We start from the raw sequence: 21,883 nt of genomic DNA on the forward strand, positions 1-21,883 counted from the left end.
TAATTTATTCTGTACGTAATGATCTAACAGGATTTGCAATTGCTGCTTTTACCGCCTGAAAACTCACAGTAACAAGTGTAATTATTAAGGCTCCAATACAGGCTATTGCAAAGACATCCCATCCCACAGAAGTCCTGTATGTAAACCTTTGTAGCCACTGACTCATAATGTAATATGCTAACGGAGACGCTATTAAAAGAGCAATAACTACAAGCTTTATAAAGTCTTTAGATAAGAGTAACCACAACTGACTTACTGATGCTCCAAGCACTTTTCTAACGCCTATTTCTTTGGTTCGTTGTTCCGCCACAAAAGATGCCAATCCAAATAACCCTAAACAACTAATTAGAATCGCTAGAATTGTAAATACCTTGGCTAGACTAGCTATTCGTTCTTCGGCTTCAAACTTTCTTCCGTATTCAGCATCTACGAACTGGTAATCGAAAGGAACACTTGGAAAATTAGCTTTAAAGATATTTTCAACAGTGGTTAAACTCTCACTTACACTTTTATCAGGGTTTAATCTTAAGTTATAGTAACTTGCATTTTCGTCTCTATCAAAAACATACATGGCTTGTTTTACAGGTTCATAGGCAGACTGTACAATCATATCTTTAATTACACCCACAATTTTTAGAGGAGGCATAGGATCTTCCAAGTCTGTATCTTTAATTAACTTTCCTATTGGGTCTTTTATCCCCATATACTTCACTGCCGTTTCATTAAGAATAACCGCAGAGCTATCTGTTGCAAATTCTCTTGAGAACCCCCTGCCTTCAATAAGTTCAACATCCATGGTTTCAGTAAATTCATAAGATACTGATGTATAAGCCAAATCTTCCTGGAATCCTTCTGGTTTTCCTTCCCATGTATAACCACTTCTATTAGACCACACCTGAGTTGCTGGACTGCTAGAAGTAGACATATTGGTAATTGCTCCAGATTGTAAAAATTGGGTGCGCATCATATCTGCCTTACCTTCAAACTCTGGACTCATAACCGGCAGTTGAACCAAACCTTTATTATTATATCCAATTGGTCTATTCTTGCTAAATTCAATTTGATTCATGACCACCATGGTGCCAATTATTAAGGCTACAGAAAAAGTAAATTGTAAAACAACAAGAATTTTACGGGGTAAAGCAGAGAAACGTCCTGCTTTAAAAGTTCCTTTTAATACAGTTACTGGGTTAAAAGATGACAAATACAAGGCTGGATAGCTACCCGAAACTATTGAAGTAAAAACTATAAATATTAAAGAAAAAAGCCAAAATTTTAAGTTTTGCCATGGAAAAACGATTGTTTTACTGGCTAAATCATTAAACCCATTTAAAAATAAAAGCACTACTCCAATGGCTAAGACGAATGCGAATACCACCACCAAAAAAGATTCGCTTAAAAATTGGGCTATTAATTGACCTCTCTTTGAACCAATAGACTTTCTAATCCCTACTTCTGTAGCTCGTTTTTCTGATCTTGCCGTACTTAAGTTAATGAAGTTAATGCAGGCCAATAACAGTACAAATATCCCAATAATTCCAAACATCCACACATTATCAATTCGTCCCCCAGTTTGCACGCCATTTTCAAAGTTGCTTCTAAGGTGCCAATCTTTCATTGGTAAAAGCATTAATTGCGGATTGAATTGTTCTATCTCTTCTCCCGCCACCTTCTTTTTAGCATCTTTAATTATAGCAGAAACTGCTTCAATGGATGTGTTTTCTTTAACTTGAACAAATAGCTGAAATGAATTATTCCCCCAAGAGTTTCTGGCGTTTCTCATCCACTCATAAGTTTGCATCATCATTTCCCAATTCCCTATGTATTGTAGATCATTAAAAGAAGTATTTTCTGGTATATCTTCATAAATTGCAGTAACCATTAAATCTCTCTGGAAGTTAACCGTTACAGGCTTTCCTATTGGGTCTTCATCTCCAAATAAATCTTTTGCCAAAGATTCAGAGAGCATTATTGAGTTTACTTCTTTTAATGCTTTATGATCCCCTTTAATCATTTTTAAATCTAAAAGTTCAGGGGCATCCTTTTGCATAAAATTCCCTGGCCTTGAAAGACTCTTATCTCCTACTTTTAGATAAACCGAATTATTCCAAGAAGACATCACTATATGCTCAAAATAATCTGCGTAATTTTGACGTAATTCAAACTCCAAGGGTCTTGGTATTGCTGGCCCTGTTCCTGTGTTCCCATTAAATGTTTGGCTTTGAATAAACTGAGCTACAGAATCTTTGTTAGAGAAATAATTATTGTGACTTAATTCATCATTAATCCACATACCTATCATAATGGTTACAGCCATACCAATAGCTAAGCCAAAAATATTTATGAATGAGTACACCTTATTTTTAAGGAGGTTTCTAAATGCTATTTTGAAATAGTTTTTAATCATGATAGTAGATATTTTATTGGTAATATTCTGTTACAAAAATTTTATAACTAGAATATGTTATGTTTTGTTAGATCTATAAATTTTGCGTCGTATTAGTTATATGTCATTAGTTTTATGATAGAACCTTGAAAAATCTATCCTCGAGACGCCTTCCTTTTCAGGAAACTTTGCGAAAAGGTTAATTACTAAATTTCCTTTGTATTGAAAATATTCAAACTTTATAGGATGTAATCCTTTTTTCAAATAAACAACTGTAGATTTAATATCATAAGCAGTATGTCTCCAGTCATTTGAAATAATTAATTTATCATGTAAGTAGAATTTAAATCCGTCATCAGATGAGTTTATAAAATGATGATAACCCTCTGTTTTAGCTTCAATAAATCCCTCATAAACACAAGCAAATTTCTCTCTTCTCGGAAAGGTGCCAAGGCCAAATCCTTGCTCTGTTACTACGCCAACTTCTTTAACATCAAGCGTTTTAAAATCTGGAAGCTGTTTTAATTCGGCCTCATAATACTTATAACTTAATCCCTCCTTAAATTTGTTACTATTTTTAATCCCTTTATATTTTTCGCCTTTAACAAAAAGGCCGCTTACCGCCGGAAGTGCATTACTGCGTGTAGTTGGTACTTTTATTTTTACTGTGGCAGGTTCACTAATTGTAATTTTTTCATTAAACAAAGGAGAACTAAAATTAGGTTCTGTACCATCAGTGGTATATCTTATATTGTCCTTATCTTCTCTAGATACAGATATCTCTAAAGGTACATTTGGAACAACTTCTCCTTGATTGGGTCTTAGTTTAATTAGACTATTTCTATAATCATCTGATATGAATTTTATACCATCATAATTCAATTTATAAATTATACTATTATGGCTCTCATCTTCATAAGCTACTACTTTCCAGTCTAAAGATTCGTGTGCGTTTTCTTTAAGCGCCTCTTCCATAGCGTCAATACCCATAGCTTTGAAGGCATTACCTTTTCGGCCAGCAATAAACAATGTTTTGCCCGAATCTATTTTTGGTAATTTTTCTTTGGCCATCTTTACAAGTAATTCGTCATCATACCATAATGATGGATCACCAATTAAATAAGCATCGAAACTATCTGGCGATTTTAAAAACGAATACATAACACACAACCCACCAAAAGAATGACCTGCAAAGGTATTATGACCTGTTGTTTTATATTTCTTTTCTATAAAAGGCTTAACTTCTTTGGTAATAAAATCTATAAAATTATCTGCATTACCAGAAGTAGCTATCCCATCCCATTTGGTTGGTGTCATATCTGAGTTTCTATCAGGACTAACAATACCTACCAAAATTGTTTTTGGACACATTGCATTCTTCTGCATAAAATCTAACAGCGATTTTCTTAGTTCCATGTTCCACACAGGGTCTAACATGTATTGTACATTATATTCGGTCCATTCATTATATCCCTTTGGAAGTGCTACCTGTATTTTTCGGTCTTCTTTCATGAATTCAGAAGAAATGGTAAACGATTCCCCTGGCATTTCTTGTACTGGTAATAAATCATTACTTCGTGCTGGTAAATCATTACTACATGAAAAGAAGCACACAATAATTGCCAAAAATTTAATAGGATACCATGTATTGCTTTTAAGTGTCATTATTAGTGTTTTAAGATTGATGATTTATTCTGAGCGTAAGACCTTTGCTGGGTTTATTAAAGCTGATTTCATAGCATGATAACTAATTGTGCACAAGGCAATGGCAATTACCATAATGCCTGCTAACACAAATACTGTCCAAGACATCTCAATTCTGTATTCATAGTCCTGTAACCATGTAGACATTAAGTAATAGGCAATAGGGATAGCAACCACTAATGCCAATAAGATTAATGTGAAAAAGTTCTTTGTTAATAGCTTAAAAATGGTTTCTACAGAAGCACCTAACACTTTTCTAATACTCATTTCTTTATTACGTTGTTCAACCATGTACGCCGATAACGCTAATAACCCCAGACAAGCTACCAAGATTGCTAAAATTGCAAAAGCTGTGAAGATTGACTTTATACGACTAACATTTGCATACATTTTTGCAAAGGAGGCATCCATAAACTCATAACGAAATGCCATATTGGGTACAAATGCTTTCCATTTGGTTTCCATTGTTGATAATACTGCTGAAACGTCTCCCGTATTAATCTTAACAGATGTAATTGTTGGACTGATACCTCTGAAAAAACTAAGCGGTCTTACACTTGTTTTCATTGTATCATAATTAAAATCCTCTACAACTCCGATAACCTCCCAAAGTTGCCCATATCTAGAAATCCTTTTACCTATGGGCTCTTCTAGCCTTAACTCTTTTACCATAGCTTGGTTGAGGATAACGGCTTGTTCATCTGTAGCTCTCCCTTCAATAAAATTTCGACCTTCAATCAAATTCATCCCCATAGTTTCAATATAATCTTCATCTATCACCCATGCCTGTCCTCCTATGGTTTCATCAATGCCCTCTCTTCCTTCTTTCACAAAACTATTCCCATTTCGTTTTGTACCTTCTATTGGTAAATAATCACTAATAGTTACATTGTTAACTCCAGGTAATTTTTTAAGTTCTTCTTTGAAAGTCTCTACGCGGTCGCCTAAAATATTGGTGCTGTAAATTTGAACAACTTGGTCTTTATCGAAACCTACTTTAGAATTCAAAATAAAGTTCATCTGTTTATTTACTATAAGAGTACCTACTATCAAAATGATTGAAACTGTAAACTGAAATACCACTAATCCACTTCTTAAACCTCCTGATTTGCTTCCTGTACTTAATTTTCCTTTAAGTACATTTATTGGATTAAAGTTGGACAAATAAAAAGAAGGATATAAACCTGCAAGTGTACCTACAGCTATTGAAGCAATTAGTAAAACAGGAATAAAACCAAAACTAGACCAAGGAAATACCAATTCAATTCCAGATATAGTTCTAAATAAGGGCATAAATAAGGCCGCCAAAGCAATCCCCATAATAAAGGCAACAATTGAAATGAGAATTGATTCTGTTAAAAACTGTCCTATAAGTTGTGTTCTTGTTGAGCCCACTACTTTTCTAAGCCCAACTTCTTTTGCTCTATTGGCAGATTTTGCAGTTGATAGATTAACAAAGTTTATGCTCGCAATAATCAAAATAAACAAGGCTACGATACCGAATATCCAGATAATCTTTATATCATTTCTAGAACTAGCTTCAAAGTCAATATGAGAGGAATGTAAATTAATGTCGGTTAAGGGCTGTAAATAAATTTTAAATCGCTCATCCATTTGTTCCCAACCTGGAAAACCAGCAGATTTCCATGATGGTTTCAAGTACTTCTCAATCAACACCCCGCTCATCTCTTTTTCAAAAGCGGCTACATCTGTATCTGGTCTTAGCACCACATAGGTAAAATAATTGTTTTGATACCATCTGGTTTGTTCTCCTTGTCCAAATTCTACATCTTTTAGGGTAATCAAAAAATCATAATCCAAATGAGAATTACTTGCAAAATCTTTCATAACACCAGAAATCTCAAACGGATCATTCATGTTACCATTTAAGAATAGGGTACGACCAACAGGATTTTCATTTTTGAAATATTTTGTAGCCATATATTCAGAAATCACAATAGTTTTTGGTTTTGCAAGTGCAGTGGCAGCATTACCATAAACCATTTCAATCCCCATAATATCAATCATAGATTGGTCGGCATAACTAAAGCCATCTTCATGATATTGCATATCTTGCCCTTCAAATCGAATATCATTGCTCCCAGCACCATAAAAAAGTTGATTAGCATTTAATCTCCCTGTATTTTCTACTTCCTTAAAGTCTTTTAAAACGGTAGGCGCTGTATTTGCAGAAAAATGAATGCCATAATCAACACGCCCATCATCAATATATTCACCAGTCATTCTATATACATTTCCAGAATTAGGCACGCTACCATCATAGCTACTTTCATGAAGAATATAAATTGAAATTAAAATACAAGCGGCAACACCAACACTTAAACCAAAAATGTTAATAGATGAAAAACCTTTGTTTTTTAAGAGGTTTCTAAATGCTATTTTGAAATAGTTTTTAATCATGTTTTCTAAGAATTACTGTTCGTTTTTTGATTGTTTTTTTGGTTTAAGTACTGCGGTATATTTTAACAGCTGATTAGGCTATATACCGAAGTACTTCTACCAGGTTCATTAATTGACCGATGATTTGATGATTGTTGACTAATTCTAGACCAAAATGTTTTCCGTAACCTTTTGGCCATCTAACATTCTAATTATTCTATGACTATATTTTGCATCATGTTCACTGTGTGTAACCATAATTATTGTTGTTCCTGTCTCGTTTAAATCAATGAGCAAATCCATAACTTCATTTCCGTTAGTACTATCTAAGTTCCCAGTAGGCTCATCTGCAAGAATTAATTTAGGGTTATTTACAACAGCGCGTGCAACAGCAACACGTTGTTGCTGACCACCAGATAGTTGCTGCGGAAAGTGATTTCTTCGATGCATTATTTGCATCTTTTCTAAAACTTCTTCTACTTTTCTCTTTCGCTCTGCAGGTTTAACACCTGTGTAGATTAAGGGTAATTCAACATTTTCAAAAACCGTTAGTTCATCTATGAGATTAAAACTCTGAAATACAAAACCTATGTTGTGTTTACGTAATTGAGATCTTTTGCGCTCATTGTATCCAGAAACCTCCTCTCCACTAAACTTAAAACTTCCACCATCCGGATCATCTAACAAACCTAAAATATTTAATAACGTAGATTTACCACAGCCTGAAGGCCCCATTATAGCAACAAACTCACCTTCTTTTACTTCAAAAGACAATTTATTAAGTGCTATAGTCTGAACCTCTTCTGTCTTATAGAATTTTTCTAAATCCGTAATTTGTATCATAGTATTAATGTTTTTAATTGATGTATTTTATTTTATAACAAGTTCTTCTACGTCTCCAAAGGAGTCGTAGCTTGAGGTTACAACCTTATCTCCGGAATTTAAACCTTCAACAACCTCGTAATATTCTGTATTTTGACTACCTAACCTTATATTCACCTTATAGGCCGAAGAGCCATCTTCACTGACTTTGAAAATCCAGTTTCCTCCGGTCTTTTGAAAAAACCCTCCCTTAGACACCAATAAAGCTTCTTTTTCAGCACTTAGTGCTAAACGTATTTGCAAATTTTGTCCTCTTCTAATACCTTCTGGCACCTCTCCATTAAAGGTCATATCCACCTGAAAACGACCATTGGTTACTTGCGTAAATACCTTCTTTATTTCTAAAGTATATGCTTTGTTATTTAGCTTAACTGTTCCAATTTGACCGTTATAAATTCTTGAAATATAGTGTTCATCAATGTCTACTCTTACCTTAAAACCACTAGTAACATCTACTTGTCCTAATCGTGTTCCTTTTGTTATTGATTGACCAATCTCAGCATCTAAAGATGTTAATTGACCATCTATTGGTGCTTTTACCACTAAATCTCCAACTTTTTTGCGCATTAATTCTAAAGCGCTTTGAGTTCTAGAGTAAGAATCTCTGGCTTGTCTAACTTCAAGTTTTGACGAAATTGAATCCTCAGATAATACCTGCTTAGCAAGCTTCATTCGTTCTTCTTGATATTCATAATTGTTTTTTGAAGACTCAAAATCCTGTCTACCAATTGCCCCTTTTTCATAAAGCCTTTTGTTAAGACTGTATACGCGTTTAGCCTCAATCAAACTATTTTCAACATCGGTAAATTGATTTTGTCTGTTAATTGTATTTTGACGGGCAGCATTTTGGGAAATCTGCATTTGCGTTAATAAATTATAGACTGATGTTTCCTGATTAATTAGGCTTAACTCCAAATCTGTATTAGACAATCTTAAAATTGGTTCTCCTTTTTTTAACATTGCTCCATCTTCAACAAACTTTTCTTCAACCCGACCTCCTTCAAGAGCATCCAGATATATTGTTGTAATTGGCAATACAATACCATTAACAGGTATGTTCTCCTGAAATACATTTTTACTTACTGTATGGATAGAAATACGTTCCTTATCTACATTAAACTTAGTGCCCCCCGAAGTTTGAATAATTACAAAAACTATTAAAGCAATTATTGCCAAAGCACCAATAATAAGGCCCAGTTTTTTATTAGAAATCTTTTTCTTTTCAATTGGTATATCCATTACTGTTTTTTTGTTTACACCTTTTATATAGTGAAGATGGTGCCAAAAACATAAGTAATTCAAAATCAATTATTTAAAATTTTAACCAAAAATAAAAGTGTTCGATTTTGATACACTTTATGTTCGAAACCGTACACTTTTAACCCAATTTTTTTTTCACTTTTTTTGGCTTTTGAAGCTGAATTTATTGTTGTATTATTGTATACATGGTTTTAAAGAATGCTTCAATATTAGTAATAGACGATGATGCCGACGTTCTTATGGCTTTGCGTTTACTACTAAAACCACTTGTTAAAGAAGTTACTACTGAAAAAAATCCTAATAATATTACCTCATACCTTGAACGTAATCATGCAGATTTGGTAATTCTAGATATGAATTTTAGCGGACTTGTAAATACGGGAAACGAAGGTATTTTTTGGCTAAATAAAATTCTAAAACAAAAACCTGATATATCTGTTATACTAATGACAGCTTATGCAGATATAGATCTTGCTGTTAAAGGATTGAAACAAGGGGCTTCTGATTTTTTAATGAAACCTTGGAAAAACAAAAAGGTAATTGAGACTATCTCGGAAATTCTTGATAAGAAGCAGTATACTAATTCACAAAAACAAAATACCCCTCAAATAAACACTGAAATTATTGGAGACAGTGATGTAATGCATGATGTTTTTGTAAAACTTAAAAAAGTTGCTCCAACCGACGCCAATGTTTTAATATTGGGTGAAAATGGTACAGGTAAAGATTTAATTGCCAGAGCACTTCATGATAATTCCAATAGAAGACATAAACCATTTATAAAAGTTGATGTTGGTGCACTAACCACCTCCTTATTTGAAAGCGAATTATTCGGATATAAAAAAGGAGCTTTTACAGATGCCCGAGAGGACAGAAAAGGACGCTTTGAAGCTGCCAATGGAGGCACACTATTCTTAGACGAAATTGGTAACATCACTTTAGGTCAGCAGGTAAGATTATTAACCGTACTGCAAAATAGGCAAGTTACACCTTTAGGATCTAACGAATCTATACCAATAGATATTAGATTAATATGCGCAACGAACATAGACCCGAAAGTACTAGCTGATGAAAAAAAGTTCAGAAAAGATTTAATCTATAGAATTAACACAGTTGATATTATAGTTCCTCCGTTAAGAGACAGAGGTAAAGACATCACTGAATTATCAAGACATTTCGTTGCATTATACGCCGAAAAATATAACAAAACCCCATTTACTTTCGAACCCGGATTCATCTCAAAGTTAAAGCAACATGATTTTCCAGGTAATGTAAGAGAGCTTCAATATGTTTTAGAAAGGGCAGTAATAATGACTGATGGCTCCGTTTTAAAACAAGAAGATTTGGTCTTTTCTTCGATAGAACGCCCCTCGGTTAAAACAACCAATATAGCAGCAACGAGTTTAAATTTAGATGACATTGAAAAAAATGCCATCTTAACTGTGCTCGAAAAAAATAAAGGTAATGTTTCAAAATCTGCAAAAGAATTAGGAATTACAAGAGCCGCTTTATACCGGCGGTTAGACAAGTATGAATTATAGGGCATACATTTTTAAACTTTTTATTAGAATACTTCTTATTGTAGTAGCTTTAATGTCTTTAGCCTATACAGTATACAAGGGGCACACATCTTATTCTATTGTTATTGGAATATTAGTTCTCGTTCTATTTATAAATACATATAGCTTTGTAAAACGCCGGTTTGTTGCAATGCATGATTTTTTTGAAGCTGTAAAATACCGTGATTTTTCAAGATGGTTTCCAGAAGATAGAGGTCCAAAAGATATTAGGTTTTTATATACAGGTTTTAATGAAATAAACCGAACCATTAAAGAAATTAACACCAAAAACGAGGCGCAATACGTTTACCTACAAAAAATCTTAGAAATGGTAGATATAGGTATTATTGCGTATAATCTGGAATCTGGAGATGTGCTATGGAGTAATGATTCTTTTGCGGAAATACTGGATATGCCATCGTTTAAAAATATAAGGTTTGTAGAAAATAGAAAACCAGAATTATTCAATACCATATTTGAAACTTATCACAGAGAACCAAATTCTATCTCCATTGCTTTACAAAATGAAAGCATTAAGATTTTAATTTCTGACACGGTTTTTCAAGTAGATGACGATGCCTTTAAGCTCATTGTTATTCAAGATATTGATACTACTCTTAACAAAAACGAGTCCGAATCTTGGAAGAAACTCTTAAGTGTAATGACTCATGAAATAATGAATTCAATTGCTCCAATCTCTTCACTGGCAGATACACTTCAGTATAATTTGCAAATAGCAATAGAACAGCCTAAAGAGACTAAGTTAGAATTAGATGATATTAATTCGGGTATTAAAACCATAAAAAACAGAAGTGATGGTTTACTAAAATTCGCTAAAACCTATCGTAGCTTAAGTAAAATTACTAATCTAAACCTACAGCGCATTAAAGTATCGGAGCTATTTAATAACATTAAATTGTTAATGGGACCATCAATTGAAGCGAAAAATATAAACATAGAATTTGATATTTCTACTCCTAAATTAGAACTTAATATAGATGCACACCTTATTGAACAAGTTTTAATTAATCTATTGCTTAACGCAGTTGACGCATGTAAACACAAAGATAATGCTCAAATAAAGGTCTTAGCTTCTCAAAGCTCTAATAGAGATATTATTATTAAGGTATATGATAACGGTTCTGGAATACCTCAAGATATCTTAGAAAACATATTTGTACCTTTCTTTACTAGTAAAACTACTGGTAGTGGTATTGGTCTAAGTTTATGTAAACAGATAATGTTGTTACATAAGGGACGTATTATTGTAAAAAGTATTGAGGGAGAAGGTTCTGTTTTTAGTTTGGTATTCTAGTAAGTAGACAGCAAATTATTAACCTTTTAATAGAAATACTTCTATTAAAAACCCTAAAACTCCAGATTTTAAACATTTATTATACTCCTTGCTTTAAATGTTTCAGTCCCTACCTATCCTATTTTATATTTTTATAAAAAATTCACACCAACTAGAACCTTAGTATGAGCTTTAAATCAGAATTATTATTTATTTCTTTTCTTCTTTTTTTATTTTCATGTAACTCAAAACCTGAAAAACCCAAAGAAATACCGCTTACTATTTATGAAGACTCTTTAACTATAAAAGAAAGAGCACTAGAAACCAAAAACAAGGTTATCACCAAAATAGCCGATGGACTTAATCTCAGTCTATGGGCATCTGATTCGTTAGCTCCAGATCCTGTTGGAATGGATATAGATGACTATGGAAACATTTATCTTACCCGAACAAACCGTCAAAAAAACTCAGAATTTGATATTAGAGGATATAGAAATTGGATGACACCTTCAATTTCCTTTACGTCTGTTGAAGATCGAAGAGCGTTTCTGCATAAAACTTTTGCCACTGAAAAAAGTGATAGTAACCTATGGTTAAAAGATTTAAATAATGATTCCATTCACGATTGGAAAGATTTTACCATAGAGAAAGAAGAAGTGTGGAAACTTGAAGATTTAGATAATGATGGCTTAGCTGATAAATCTACCAGAATTGTAAATGATTTTAATACTGAAATTACCGACGTTGCCGGCGCCATTTTGGTGAAAAATGATAATCTATATGTTGGCGCTGCCCCAGATATGTGGAAAATGGAAGACACTAATAATGATGGGGTTTATGATGAAAAGACTTCACTAGCCCATGGTTTTGCAGTACATATTGGGTTTAGTGGTCACGGTATGTCTGGTGCCATTGAGGGGCCAGATGGAAAGATCTATTGGGGAATTGGTGATATAGGTGCCAACCTAACAGATAACAAAGGGAATACCTATGAATACCCAAATGAAGGCGTAATTGTTAGATGTAACCCAGATGGAAGTAATTTTGAAGTTTTTGCTCATGGCTTAAGAAATACCCATGAGTTTGTATTCGACAATTATGGAAACATTATTTCTTCGGATAACGATGGAGATCATAAAGGAGAAGATGAAAGACTCGTTTATATTGTTGATGGTTCTGATGCAGGGTGGCGTATTAATTGGCAATTTGGAAAATATACAGACCCTAAAAACAACACTTACAAAGTTTGGATGGATGAAAAATACTTTAAACCGCGTTGGGATAACCAAGCAGCACATATAATTCCTCCTATAGCTAGTTTTCATAGCGGACCAACAGGTATGGCATTTAACCCAGGAACAGGGTTAGGAAAAGATTGGTTGAATAAATTCTTTCTAGTCCAATTTTCAGGAACACCTAGCAGGTCACACATTTGGAGCTTTGATTTAAAACAAAAGGGAGCTGGTTTTGAACTCAATACAGATGTTTCTATATTAAATGGAGTGTTAGCAACAGGGCTAAAATTTGGGCCAGATGGCGCCTTATATATGGCGGATTGGATAAGCGGTTGGGGTACTAAAAACTATGGAAGAGTATGGAAATTAGATGTGGATAAAGAAAATAATGATTTAGCTGAAGAGCGTATCGAGACACAAAGACTAATGACACTCGATTATACCGAACAATCTAGAGCTGAACTTGAAAAATTATTGGCATATCCCGATATGAGAATTAGAAAAAAAGCACAATTTGAATTAGTTGATAGATTCTTTGGCTTTAATTCTCTAAAAAGAGTCGCAAAAGAAAATAGTAACCAATTTGCGAGAATTCATGCTATATGGGGTATAGGTCAAATTGCCAGTAAAAAAGTAGAAAAGGCAAAAGTGCTTTTAGAATTGCTTTCAGATAAAGACCCTGAGATTATAGCCCAAGCATTAAAGGTCATTGGAGATGTAAAATACTTTGAAGCAGCACCTCAAATTTTAAATCTATTAAGCCATAAAAATGCCAGAGTTCAATTTTTCGCAGCTCAAGCATTGGGTAGACTAAAATATAAAGATGGCATAGAACCAATTTTAAATATGTTAGCAGAAAATAATGACCAAGATGTCTATCTCAGACATGCAGGTGTTTTGGCACTAAGTAGAATTGGTGAGGTAGTTCCTGTTTCAAATTTATACAATAACCCAAATAAAAGTTTACGATTAGCCGCAGTATTAGTTTTAAGACAATTACAAAGCCCTGAGATTTCAAAATTTCTACATGATTCTGATGCGTATATTGTTACTCAGGTGGCTAGAGCAATAAATGATGATTTATCTATACCCAATTCTCTACCAGACTTAGCCAAATTATTGAACAATAAAAGATATAAAGACAACGAACCTCTCTTAAGACGTTGTATTAGTGCAGCACTTCGCGTAGGCACAGAAAAAGAATTAGCTATGTTAATACAATTTGCAAAACGACAAGACGTATCTAATGTTTTACGAGGAGAAGCGTTAGCTACAATTGCTACATGGCATAATCCTTCGGTTCACGATAGAGTTGATGGAAGATACAGAGGATGGGTAACAAGAGATATCAATTTGGTAAAATCTAATATTGAAAAAGAAATATTGTCTTTTTTAGATGAAAATGACCCTTATATTATTGTTGGTATTTCAGCTTTAATTAAATCTTTAAATATCAATACTCATAATGACGCTTTATACAATAAGTATAAAAATAGTAAATCTCCAAAAGTGAGAGAGTATACCTTAGATGCCTTGGTTAATCTTGAGTTCAGTAATATTGAAAATGCTATTAAATCGGGAATGAAAGACAAAAACCAAAATGTAAGATCAGTTGCTATTGCAGCTCTTAAAAAATTAAATATATCTAAAAACAATCTTCCTAAAATAGTGAACCCCATTTTTATTAATGGATCAGTAAGTGATCAACAAAGTGTATTGGGCACATTAAAAAGTTTACCGTTAGAAAACACAAAACCTATTTTAACTAACCTTTTAAAAAGCGCTAAGACTAATAAATTATCTAATGGCATTTTATTAGATCTATTTGAAACTGTTGAAAGTACAAATAACAAAGAACTAATTAATGTATTGAACGCAATTAAGGATAATACTAATATTGTAAATCAATATAAAGAAACGTTATATGGAGGTAATGCAAGAAGAGGATATAACGTATTTAACTATAATTCAACAGCGCAATGTGTACGCTGTCATTCCATAAAAGGAGAAGGTGGCGATGTTGGTCCTCCTTTGGATGGAATAGGTAAAGTCCTAAGTCGTGAAAAAATTCTAGAAGCTCTAGTAGATCCCAGTGCTCGTTTAGCTCCAGGCTATGGTACTGTAATTTTAACTCTTGATAATGACCAATCCTTAATTGGTGTTCTATTGAATGAAACAAGCTCGGAAATTACCATTAAATCTACCGAAGTAGAGCCTTTAAAAATTGCTAAGTCCAGAATTAAGAAAAGAGAGAACATCCCTTCGTCCATGCCTCCAATTGGTACTTATATAGAAAAACGAGAATTACGGGATTTAATAGAATATTTATCTAATTTAAAAGGTGTCAAAACATCGCATTAAAAAACTTGTAACTAAAAACTAATAATGAAGATTAACTCTTTTTAAAAAAGGAGGTAATTTTCTTAAATAATCTACCAACAGAAATACCCGTCTTTTGGGAATTTAAAACATATGCTTTTCTATGATTCTCTTTATAATTATAAGAGTCTAAAATTGCTTTTACCCGTTTTTTATAAAGCATTCCCTTTTCTGAATCTATTTGATATATAAAGTTAGCATACCCGTCTATTTGTGCTAATACATTTCCTCCTTTATTCCAAAACTTACCTTCTATTCCATCTTTTTCAATTTGAAATAACAAAGCCTTAAACCTTTTTAAAGACTTTTTAGAAATATTTGGTTTTTCATTTACAACGACACCTGTTACCTCTTGTTTTGAATTACGTTTCATAACTCGTAATTTCTCCGGGTGCAACTTAAAGTTTTCTTCGTTTACTATAAAACGAGAATACTTCAATAATGGAGTAATTTTAGATAGGCTGTGTTTATCTCCTGAAAATGTAATATCATCAACATATCTTGTATAATCAAATCCATACTTTTTAGCTAAACCAGTTAATCTATAATCCAATTTTTTACATAATATATTGGTGATAGCCGGACTACATGGAGAACCTTGAGGCAAAAAACGCTCTCCCCTTTGAGCAAAATATTTTTCACCTAATAATTCTACATCTAATATTTTAGGTTCAGAACATAATAAAGCTAAAATCGTTGATACTTGCGAGGAATATCCAAAAGACACAAAAACGCCTTTTATTCGGTTAAAGGTGACTGTTGGAAAGAAATTTTTAAAATCTTGATTTATAACCACCGCTTTTTCAACATGTGGTATAGCATTGCTTTTTATAGATTTTTTCAAAACACCTCCATGTGCATTTTTGTGTATCACCACATGATTTAGAATATGTTCTAATATCCAATGTTGAGCCCTTTTAAGTTTAGGCATAGGCGCCGAAATTAAACGATACCCACCTGTCTTTTTAGGCACTTTAAATCTCTTGTAATGATTAGTCTTAGAGTTTTTTCTAGAAAAAGCTAAAAACCTTAGTTCTCCAATGGTAATATTCATAGCAGAAGCTAAATCTAAAGCAGTCTGTAAAACTGGTAAGTTTTGACTTCTAAGCTTTTCAACATTAGATATTTTTTTATTTAAGTTATTGGAATAACTAGTACCTAAATAAATAATATCTTTTTCTTTTATAGCCTTCCATCGTTTGGCTTTTTCTAAACGCTCTTTTTCTCTTCTTTCCTTTGTTTCTTTTTGAGATTGTTTAGAAGCTAGCTTTCGTTCTTTATGTTTTCTAGCTATAAATGCATCTGGATCACCTACGATGCGCTTTTCTTTAAGGAGTTCTTGTAGTTTTTTTGATAATTCAGCCTCTTCTTTAAAATAAGCATTTGCCGCTTCAAAATCAACATCACCTTCATTCCAAAACCCTAAGCGTTTCATCTCAGAGAGTATATATTCTTGTTTAGAAGAGCCTTTTATTTTATCATAAATCTCTTGTCTTCTTTCTGTAGAATTCCTCATAAAATAAGTAAGGTAGCGATAAGATGTATTTTGTTCCCTTCGTACGATTCTCAAGACTGAATTGAACAACTCCAGTGAAATAGGTACTATAGTATTATTTCACTTCGCAGAAGTCTAACCGGAAATAGTACTATAGTACCTATTTCACAAGTTAAGTTCGAGTCAGTGATGCGTTCAGTATCTGTGTGCAAGATTGGCGATCCACCAATCAAAATGCAAGGTTTTTATCTTATCACTACCGTGGGTTTAAATATAACATTATTTTCTGTCAAAAGTTATTCTTGTTGCCAAAATATGCCTACAAGGTCCTTTTGTTAATTTATCTCTATAATAATCTGAACACGTGCACCGCGCATCAATAATTTTTAAATCTTTATCTATAACAACTTCGGTACTATACTTTCCACTCACCAAAGCGGATAGAATAGTTTTTTCGCTGTGTTCTTTGACCTCTAATTGAGCAACAGCATTTTGCTCCATTAGCTTAAAAGCTTCTTTATCTGTTTCACTTGAAAATCGGAGCGATTCAATATCAATACCATCCCTTTTTAATTCTCTGACCCTATAAACGTTATTTTTCAAATCATAAATCACCTTTCCTGCTTGAGCAAATGTTTGTAACGATTTATTAACTATAGAAACATCTAAATTCATCTTCTCAGCAATTGTACATTCATTAGCAAACCAATCTTGTCTTAATTCTAAATAAACACTTTGCATGGTTGTAGCTGGTACTTGCCCTCTTGGAGCCAACAAATCTAATTGGCTAGATTGTGTCCAATCATTAGCTGTCCATCCGGAGAGTCCTAAAGTAAAATACATCTCGGAAGTCAAATGTGCTGTATAAAAAGACGGCATTCCAGTACCTAAAAGATGTACTGTAAACTTGTTTGTAATTGGTAGTAAACGTTCAAGAAGTAATATTCTTCTTCTTCCCCAAACTCTAATCTCTTCAGGAATGTCTCCTTTATAAATAGATTGTTTGCATACTATTTCAATATTCCAGGGTTCAAAAACTGCAACAACAGGTTCTCCAGGCGTTAACTTATATTTAATTGAGCGTGGGCTCTTTCTTTCTTTATTCCTTTTTAAAACCGAAATAAAATTTGCAATATCAATAGCTTCTAATTCAAATGACACTTTTTTAGATGTCATTGCGGTACTTACCTGAAGAAACCCGCGTACCCAACTTTCTGGCAGATCTATCTTAACCTCCTTATAATTCTCTTCTCCTGTAGTTTGAACATCAAAGCCTGATGGATCAATTTTAAAATCAGTCTCTTTATAAGTCCTTATCTTTTGAAATTCAGAATATAACTTCTTGGAGTAATCTATGTTAGTTGTTCCGCATTTAAAATCACTTATATTTTTAAACACATCATACCCACAAGATAACTTGCCATAAACCGATTCATCTTTACTAAAACATTCAAAAAAGACTTGATCTGGGTGTACCGTGATAACAGGGTCTAAAACAAACCATGCCGCATAATCTCTTACATATAAATAATTAAAATATTTCCTTTGTGCCTTATAATAAGGTTTCATGATAGTATCACGATCTTTACGTAATCCTTCTAGTCTTGTCTTAACTAGATGTATTTCTTCTTCAATTTTTGCTGAATTAGAAGTCGCCTCTGCTAACCATATTTCTTCCTGACTTTTTAACCAAGCTAAATATTCTGAATTATCTTTTGGTTGAAAATTAAAATCGGCCACAACTACATCATGTAAAGCCGAAATCGCTTCTCTAAAAGATATTTTCTTATCTAAAGTACCCACAAAAAATGTTGGTTCCCGTAAAACATCTGGAGCAAAACTTACATTGGTAGATGATACACCGTTATTAACCGCACTTGTGCCTCCATATTTATAATTAAACTGCATAATACTAACTCTGTTTTATTAATAACGGGATTTCAATATTAGGATAGGTTTCTGCAATACTCAACAAAACATCAATATTATGACTCTTATCTACAATAGTATTTGTATCCAAAACAGATTTTAAAAGCCTAACTGTCATATGCGCTATGACTTCACTTTTTACAGACTCCTGTTTCAAAAAATTATAAATTCTTGTCTTGGTTGCTCTGTTAGTATTTATGTTGAAAAGCGTAGTTTTAAAAAAAGCTTCTAGTTTTAAAATAACCTCAGGTCTATTCTTCGCATAATTATCCAAATAATTTGTTGTAAAAAACTGCATAGTTTTGGTTGGGTGTTCTTGCAATTTCAACAACAAAGGCAATCCTTTTTCATCACTAAAATGTTTTAAAATCATCTTACGACCAAAAGATTGTACTTCTTCTTTAGTATGGTCGCAAGCGTAAAGTAACATATTAACACTCCAAATTTCGGGTTTAATATGTTCCTCAAAATACTCACAAGACCATGTAACAACGTCTCCCCAAGAAGAATTAAACACTAACAACGCATGCTCTAATTCATAATTTATTTTTTCGATATTTTCCATAAAATACGTTTTTAACACCTGTCTAATGCTATAGATGTCACTATGTGATAGCTCTACTATTTCATTAATTTTTAACGTATTTACATCTATATTTTTATCAAATAGAGGAGCTCCTAGTTTTTGAGCAAAATCATATTTAGATAGTATTAAAGTAAAAATCTCTTTTTGAGTAATTGTATTTAAATACTCTCTATAATTTACAGTCAACAACTCATAACAATTTTCATGAAGGCCTTCATAAGTTTCTACCGACTCTAGGGCTTTTAATAGTGCTTTAAATAAATTATTTTTAAAGCCTTTATCAAGCTTAATAAGCTTTTCAACAGTTGGTTGAATTGCAGCTCTTACTTCATTGTAAGGTGAAAAGCAAAATGCACTAATTTTTTTGTGATGCTCTAACAAAAAATCATCTGGAAAATAAACTAATAATTCTATCCCTACCCTTCTAAGCTCTGATTCATTAGAATTAATGTAGGTATCTATTGTATCACTAAATAATTCATATACCTCAATCTCGTTTTTCTTAGCCAAATTGGCTGCAAACAATTTATTTGTGGTATGAGAATTCGATAGTTCCTTAATCCTATCTTTTGAAAATGTTCGAAACAATTCACCAAAATAACTACTACCAATAAGATTATTAACAGCTACTAAATACTCATAACTAAAATTTCTAGAACTTAAAAATAAGGGGTCTAAAGATTTAAAATCTAAAGACACTTTGAATTTCACACTGTCATTATAAAGTGAGCCCAAATATTCTATTACTTTAATATTTGCAGTTAAAAGCAATTGCTCAATAAAATTGGATTCTAAAAAGAATTCTGACTCAAAATCTTTCAACCAATTAAGCCCCAAAATATAGGCTTGCTCGTTCTCCGACCCTAATAAGCCAAATATAATCAGAGATTGAGGTTTCTCTGATGCATACTTAGTTTTAATGATTTCTAAGGCTGTTTCTAATACTTCGATGTTAGTGTGAGATACTAATCTGAGTAATAATGATGTGTTAATCTCCTCAAAAAAATGAGGATTATCCTTTAGTATCCTCAAAGCAAAAGAAATAGCTAAATTACTTTTTCCTTTGGCCAATATTGAAATTACTTCATTTGGACTTTCATTCCATAATTCTGATAATATTTCTTCCCTTGAAGTTGCATCCTCTAAAGAATTTTCGATGTAAAAATATTTTCCGTTTAAATTCTGCATTCTGGAGGAATTCCCATAAACGATGTACATAATGGCAAGAAAATCATGATATTTAGGGAAACATCTTTTTTCAGTTATATAACGTCTAGATTCAGTATCGTAAGTATAATTATACTGTATATCTTCTCCAACACCATCAACAGTATCATCTAAAGAAATTAACAATGTTGTTGCATATGAAATATAGGTCTTCTTACTAGTTTGGCTTAACTCATAAACAAATTTATAAATGTCCTTATTAAAATATGTCTTTGTTTTTTTTGAAAAAGCTATTGAAGGATTAGTTTTTTGTTTTTCTTCATCAGCCAATGACCATTGGTTGTTTACATATAAATAACGAGAAGTATAACCTGGTTTACTTACAGCTATCCTTTTCGATACAAGTGCAAGGAATTTTAAATCTTCAATCGTATTAGCCAGCCTATATATATATCTTATAGATTTAAATGTATTTACCCTTAAAGTAATATTATTAACAACATCTAGTAACTTATATCTAAGTTTTGGGATACTTGTAGAGATTAAATAGGTATAATATAATACCATGGCATCGATATCTTTATCTTTTAAAAGATATATACCTAACTTAGAAGTAAATTCTTCTGGCTTATTTTCCAAACCCCTTAATTCAATGGGTAAATTTTGTGATGCCGAATCAATAATATTAGATTTATCAACTTCATCTCCAAATTTTAAGATATAAGCTGCTGCTAATCTACCTACCTTGGTAGTAAATCCAGCACCCTCAAAAACTCTAAATACATCTTCTTTACGCGATAGGTCTCTAAACTTAATCAAGGCATGAATTGAGGTATATTGCTCAAATTCATCATCCGAATTTATAAACTGATTTATTAACGGAATTGCCTTGTGGATATTTAATATTTCAGCTCGCCTGATTATTCTAGAAACTTTCCAATCTCTTGTATATGTTCCTTTAGTAGCCTGTTCCAAATATTTTAAAATGACATCTTCTCTTTCTGCATTTATTTTGGTAGAAGTTACCTCATTTCTAGAAGTTTCATCACTATTACTTCGCTCTTCCGAATAGCCTTTCTTTTCTTTACTAGTGATGAGCTTACTGAATATTTGTAAAGCCTCATCATAAGACACAGGAAACACAGTTTTTGTTCCCTCTCTTAAATTAGCTCCTCTTCTTCCGTATCTAAAATTTACGATGAATAAGTCTGAACCTGAATCACATAAATCGACCTCATATACTTTATCCGATTTTCCCTCAGAAAAATATAATGTTTTTTGTTTTATTAGTTTCAATTACTCCTCAATTTACTAGTAAATATAAATATATTTTCTTACAAAACTTATGTATATGTCAATATTAAATTAAAATACATTACAACTCACTGCGTGGTAAAAATTTGAAAACATTAATTTCTATAGTTTTAAAAGAAAGTTCATTCCAATAATACATTCTCGATACAAATTTCACACCTTAAAAAGGTGCAAATTCACACTAATTAATAATGTTAGAGTGCTTCTTATTTTTTATTGGGAATTATAGAAGAGGGAGTAATTAAGATTTGGATTTCAGTATAAAGCAAAAAAAATCCCGATTCGTTAGAATC

General features: G+C 32.6%; 11 protein-coding genes. 3 read left to right on the plus strand and 8 right to left on the minus strand.

The genetic code is table 11. The features are described 5' to 3' along the window. Window positions 1-4: 4 nt before the first annotated feature. The 5 genes from FUA24_RS02725 to FUA24_RS02745 form a co-directional block, all read right to left on the minus strand. Window positions 5-2,407: an ABC transporter permease gene (locus tag FUA24_RS02725; RefSeq protein WP_148539972.1), complete on the minus strand. Its 2,403-nt coding sequence runs from the start codon at window positions 2,405-2,407 to the stop codon at window positions 5-7. A gap of 96 nt (window positions 2,408-2,503) precedes the next feature. Then, window positions 2,504-4,051, minus strand: a complete 1,548-nt coding sequence (locus FUA24_RS02730) for an alpha/beta hydrolase-fold protein (protein ID WP_148539973.1) — start codon at window positions 4,049-4,051, stop codon at window positions 2,504-2,506. A gap of 24 nt (window positions 4,052-4,075) precedes the next feature. Next, window positions 4,076-6,511, minus strand: coding sequence for an ABC transporter permease (locus FUA24_RS02735; protein ID WP_148539974.1), 2,436 nt, complete (start codon window positions 6,509-6,511; stop codon window positions 4,076-4,078). 144 nt (window positions 6,512-6,655) lie between these two features. Further along, a complete protein-coding gene (locus FUA24_RS02740; protein ID WP_148539975.1) occupies window positions 6,656-7,333 on the minus strand; it encodes an ABC transporter ATP-binding protein in 678 nt (225 codons plus the stop codon). Between the two features lie 27 nt (window positions 7,334-7,360). Continuing rightward, complete coding sequence (locus FUA24_RS02745) at window positions 7,361-8,611, minus strand: efflux RND transporter periplasmic adaptor subunit (protein WP_148539976.1); 1,251 nt, start codon at window positions 8,609-8,611, stop codon at window positions 7,361-7,363. 206 nt (window positions 8,612-8,817) lie between these two features. Between FUA24_RS02745 and FUA24_RS02750 the strand changes: the two genes are divergently transcribed. The 3 genes from FUA24_RS02750 to FUA24_RS02760 all read left to right on the plus strand — a co-directional run bounded on the left by FUA24_RS02750 (window position 8,818) and on the right by FUA24_RS02760 (window position 15,081). After that, window positions 8,818-10,173, plus strand: coding sequence for a sigma-54-dependent transcriptional regulator (locus FUA24_RS02750; protein ID WP_148539977.1), 1,356 nt, complete (start codon window positions 8,818-8,820; stop codon window positions 10,171-10,173). Beyond that, on the plus strand, window positions 10,163-11,506 hold the full coding sequence (locus tag FUA24_RS02755; protein ID WP_148539978.1) for a sensor histidine kinase: 1,344 nt from the start codon (window positions 10,163-10,165) through the stop codon (window positions 11,504-11,506). The genes FUA24_RS02750 and FUA24_RS02755 overlap by 11 nt, the downstream gene beginning before the upstream one ends. 164 nt (window positions 11,507-11,670) lie before the next feature. Then, a complete protein-coding gene (locus FUA24_RS02760) occupies window positions 11,671-15,081 on the plus strand; it encodes a HEAT repeat domain-containing protein (protein WP_148539979.1) in 3,411 nt (1,136 codons plus the stop codon). Window positions 15,082-15,112: 31 nt separating this feature from the next. On the opposite strand, the gene FUA24_RS02765 is transcribed toward FUA24_RS02760, so the two are convergent. The 3 genes from FUA24_RS02765 to FUA24_RS02775 all read right to left on the minus strand — a co-directional run bounded on the left by FUA24_RS02765 (window position 15,113) and on the right by FUA24_RS02775 (window position 21,572). Beyond that, window positions 15,113-16,615, minus strand: coding sequence for a reverse transcriptase family protein (locus tag FUA24_RS02765; RefSeq protein WP_148539980.1), 1,503 nt, complete (start codon window positions 16,613-16,615; stop codon window positions 15,113-15,115). A gap of 258 nt (window positions 16,616-16,873) precedes the next feature. Next, window positions 16,874-18,502, minus strand: coding sequence for an SWIM zinc finger family protein (locus FUA24_RS02770; protein ID WP_148539981.1), 1,629 nt, complete (start codon window positions 18,500-18,502; stop codon window positions 16,874-16,876). 4 nt (window positions 18,503-18,506) lie between these two features. Then, complete coding sequence (locus FUA24_RS02775) at window positions 18,507-21,572, minus strand: WGR domain-containing protein (RefSeq protein ID WP_148539982.1); 3,066 nt, start codon at window positions 21,570-21,572, stop codon at window positions 18,507-18,509. Window positions 21,573-21,883: the final 311 nt, after the last annotated feature.

The organism is Seonamhaeicola marinus (genome assembly GCF_008085455.1).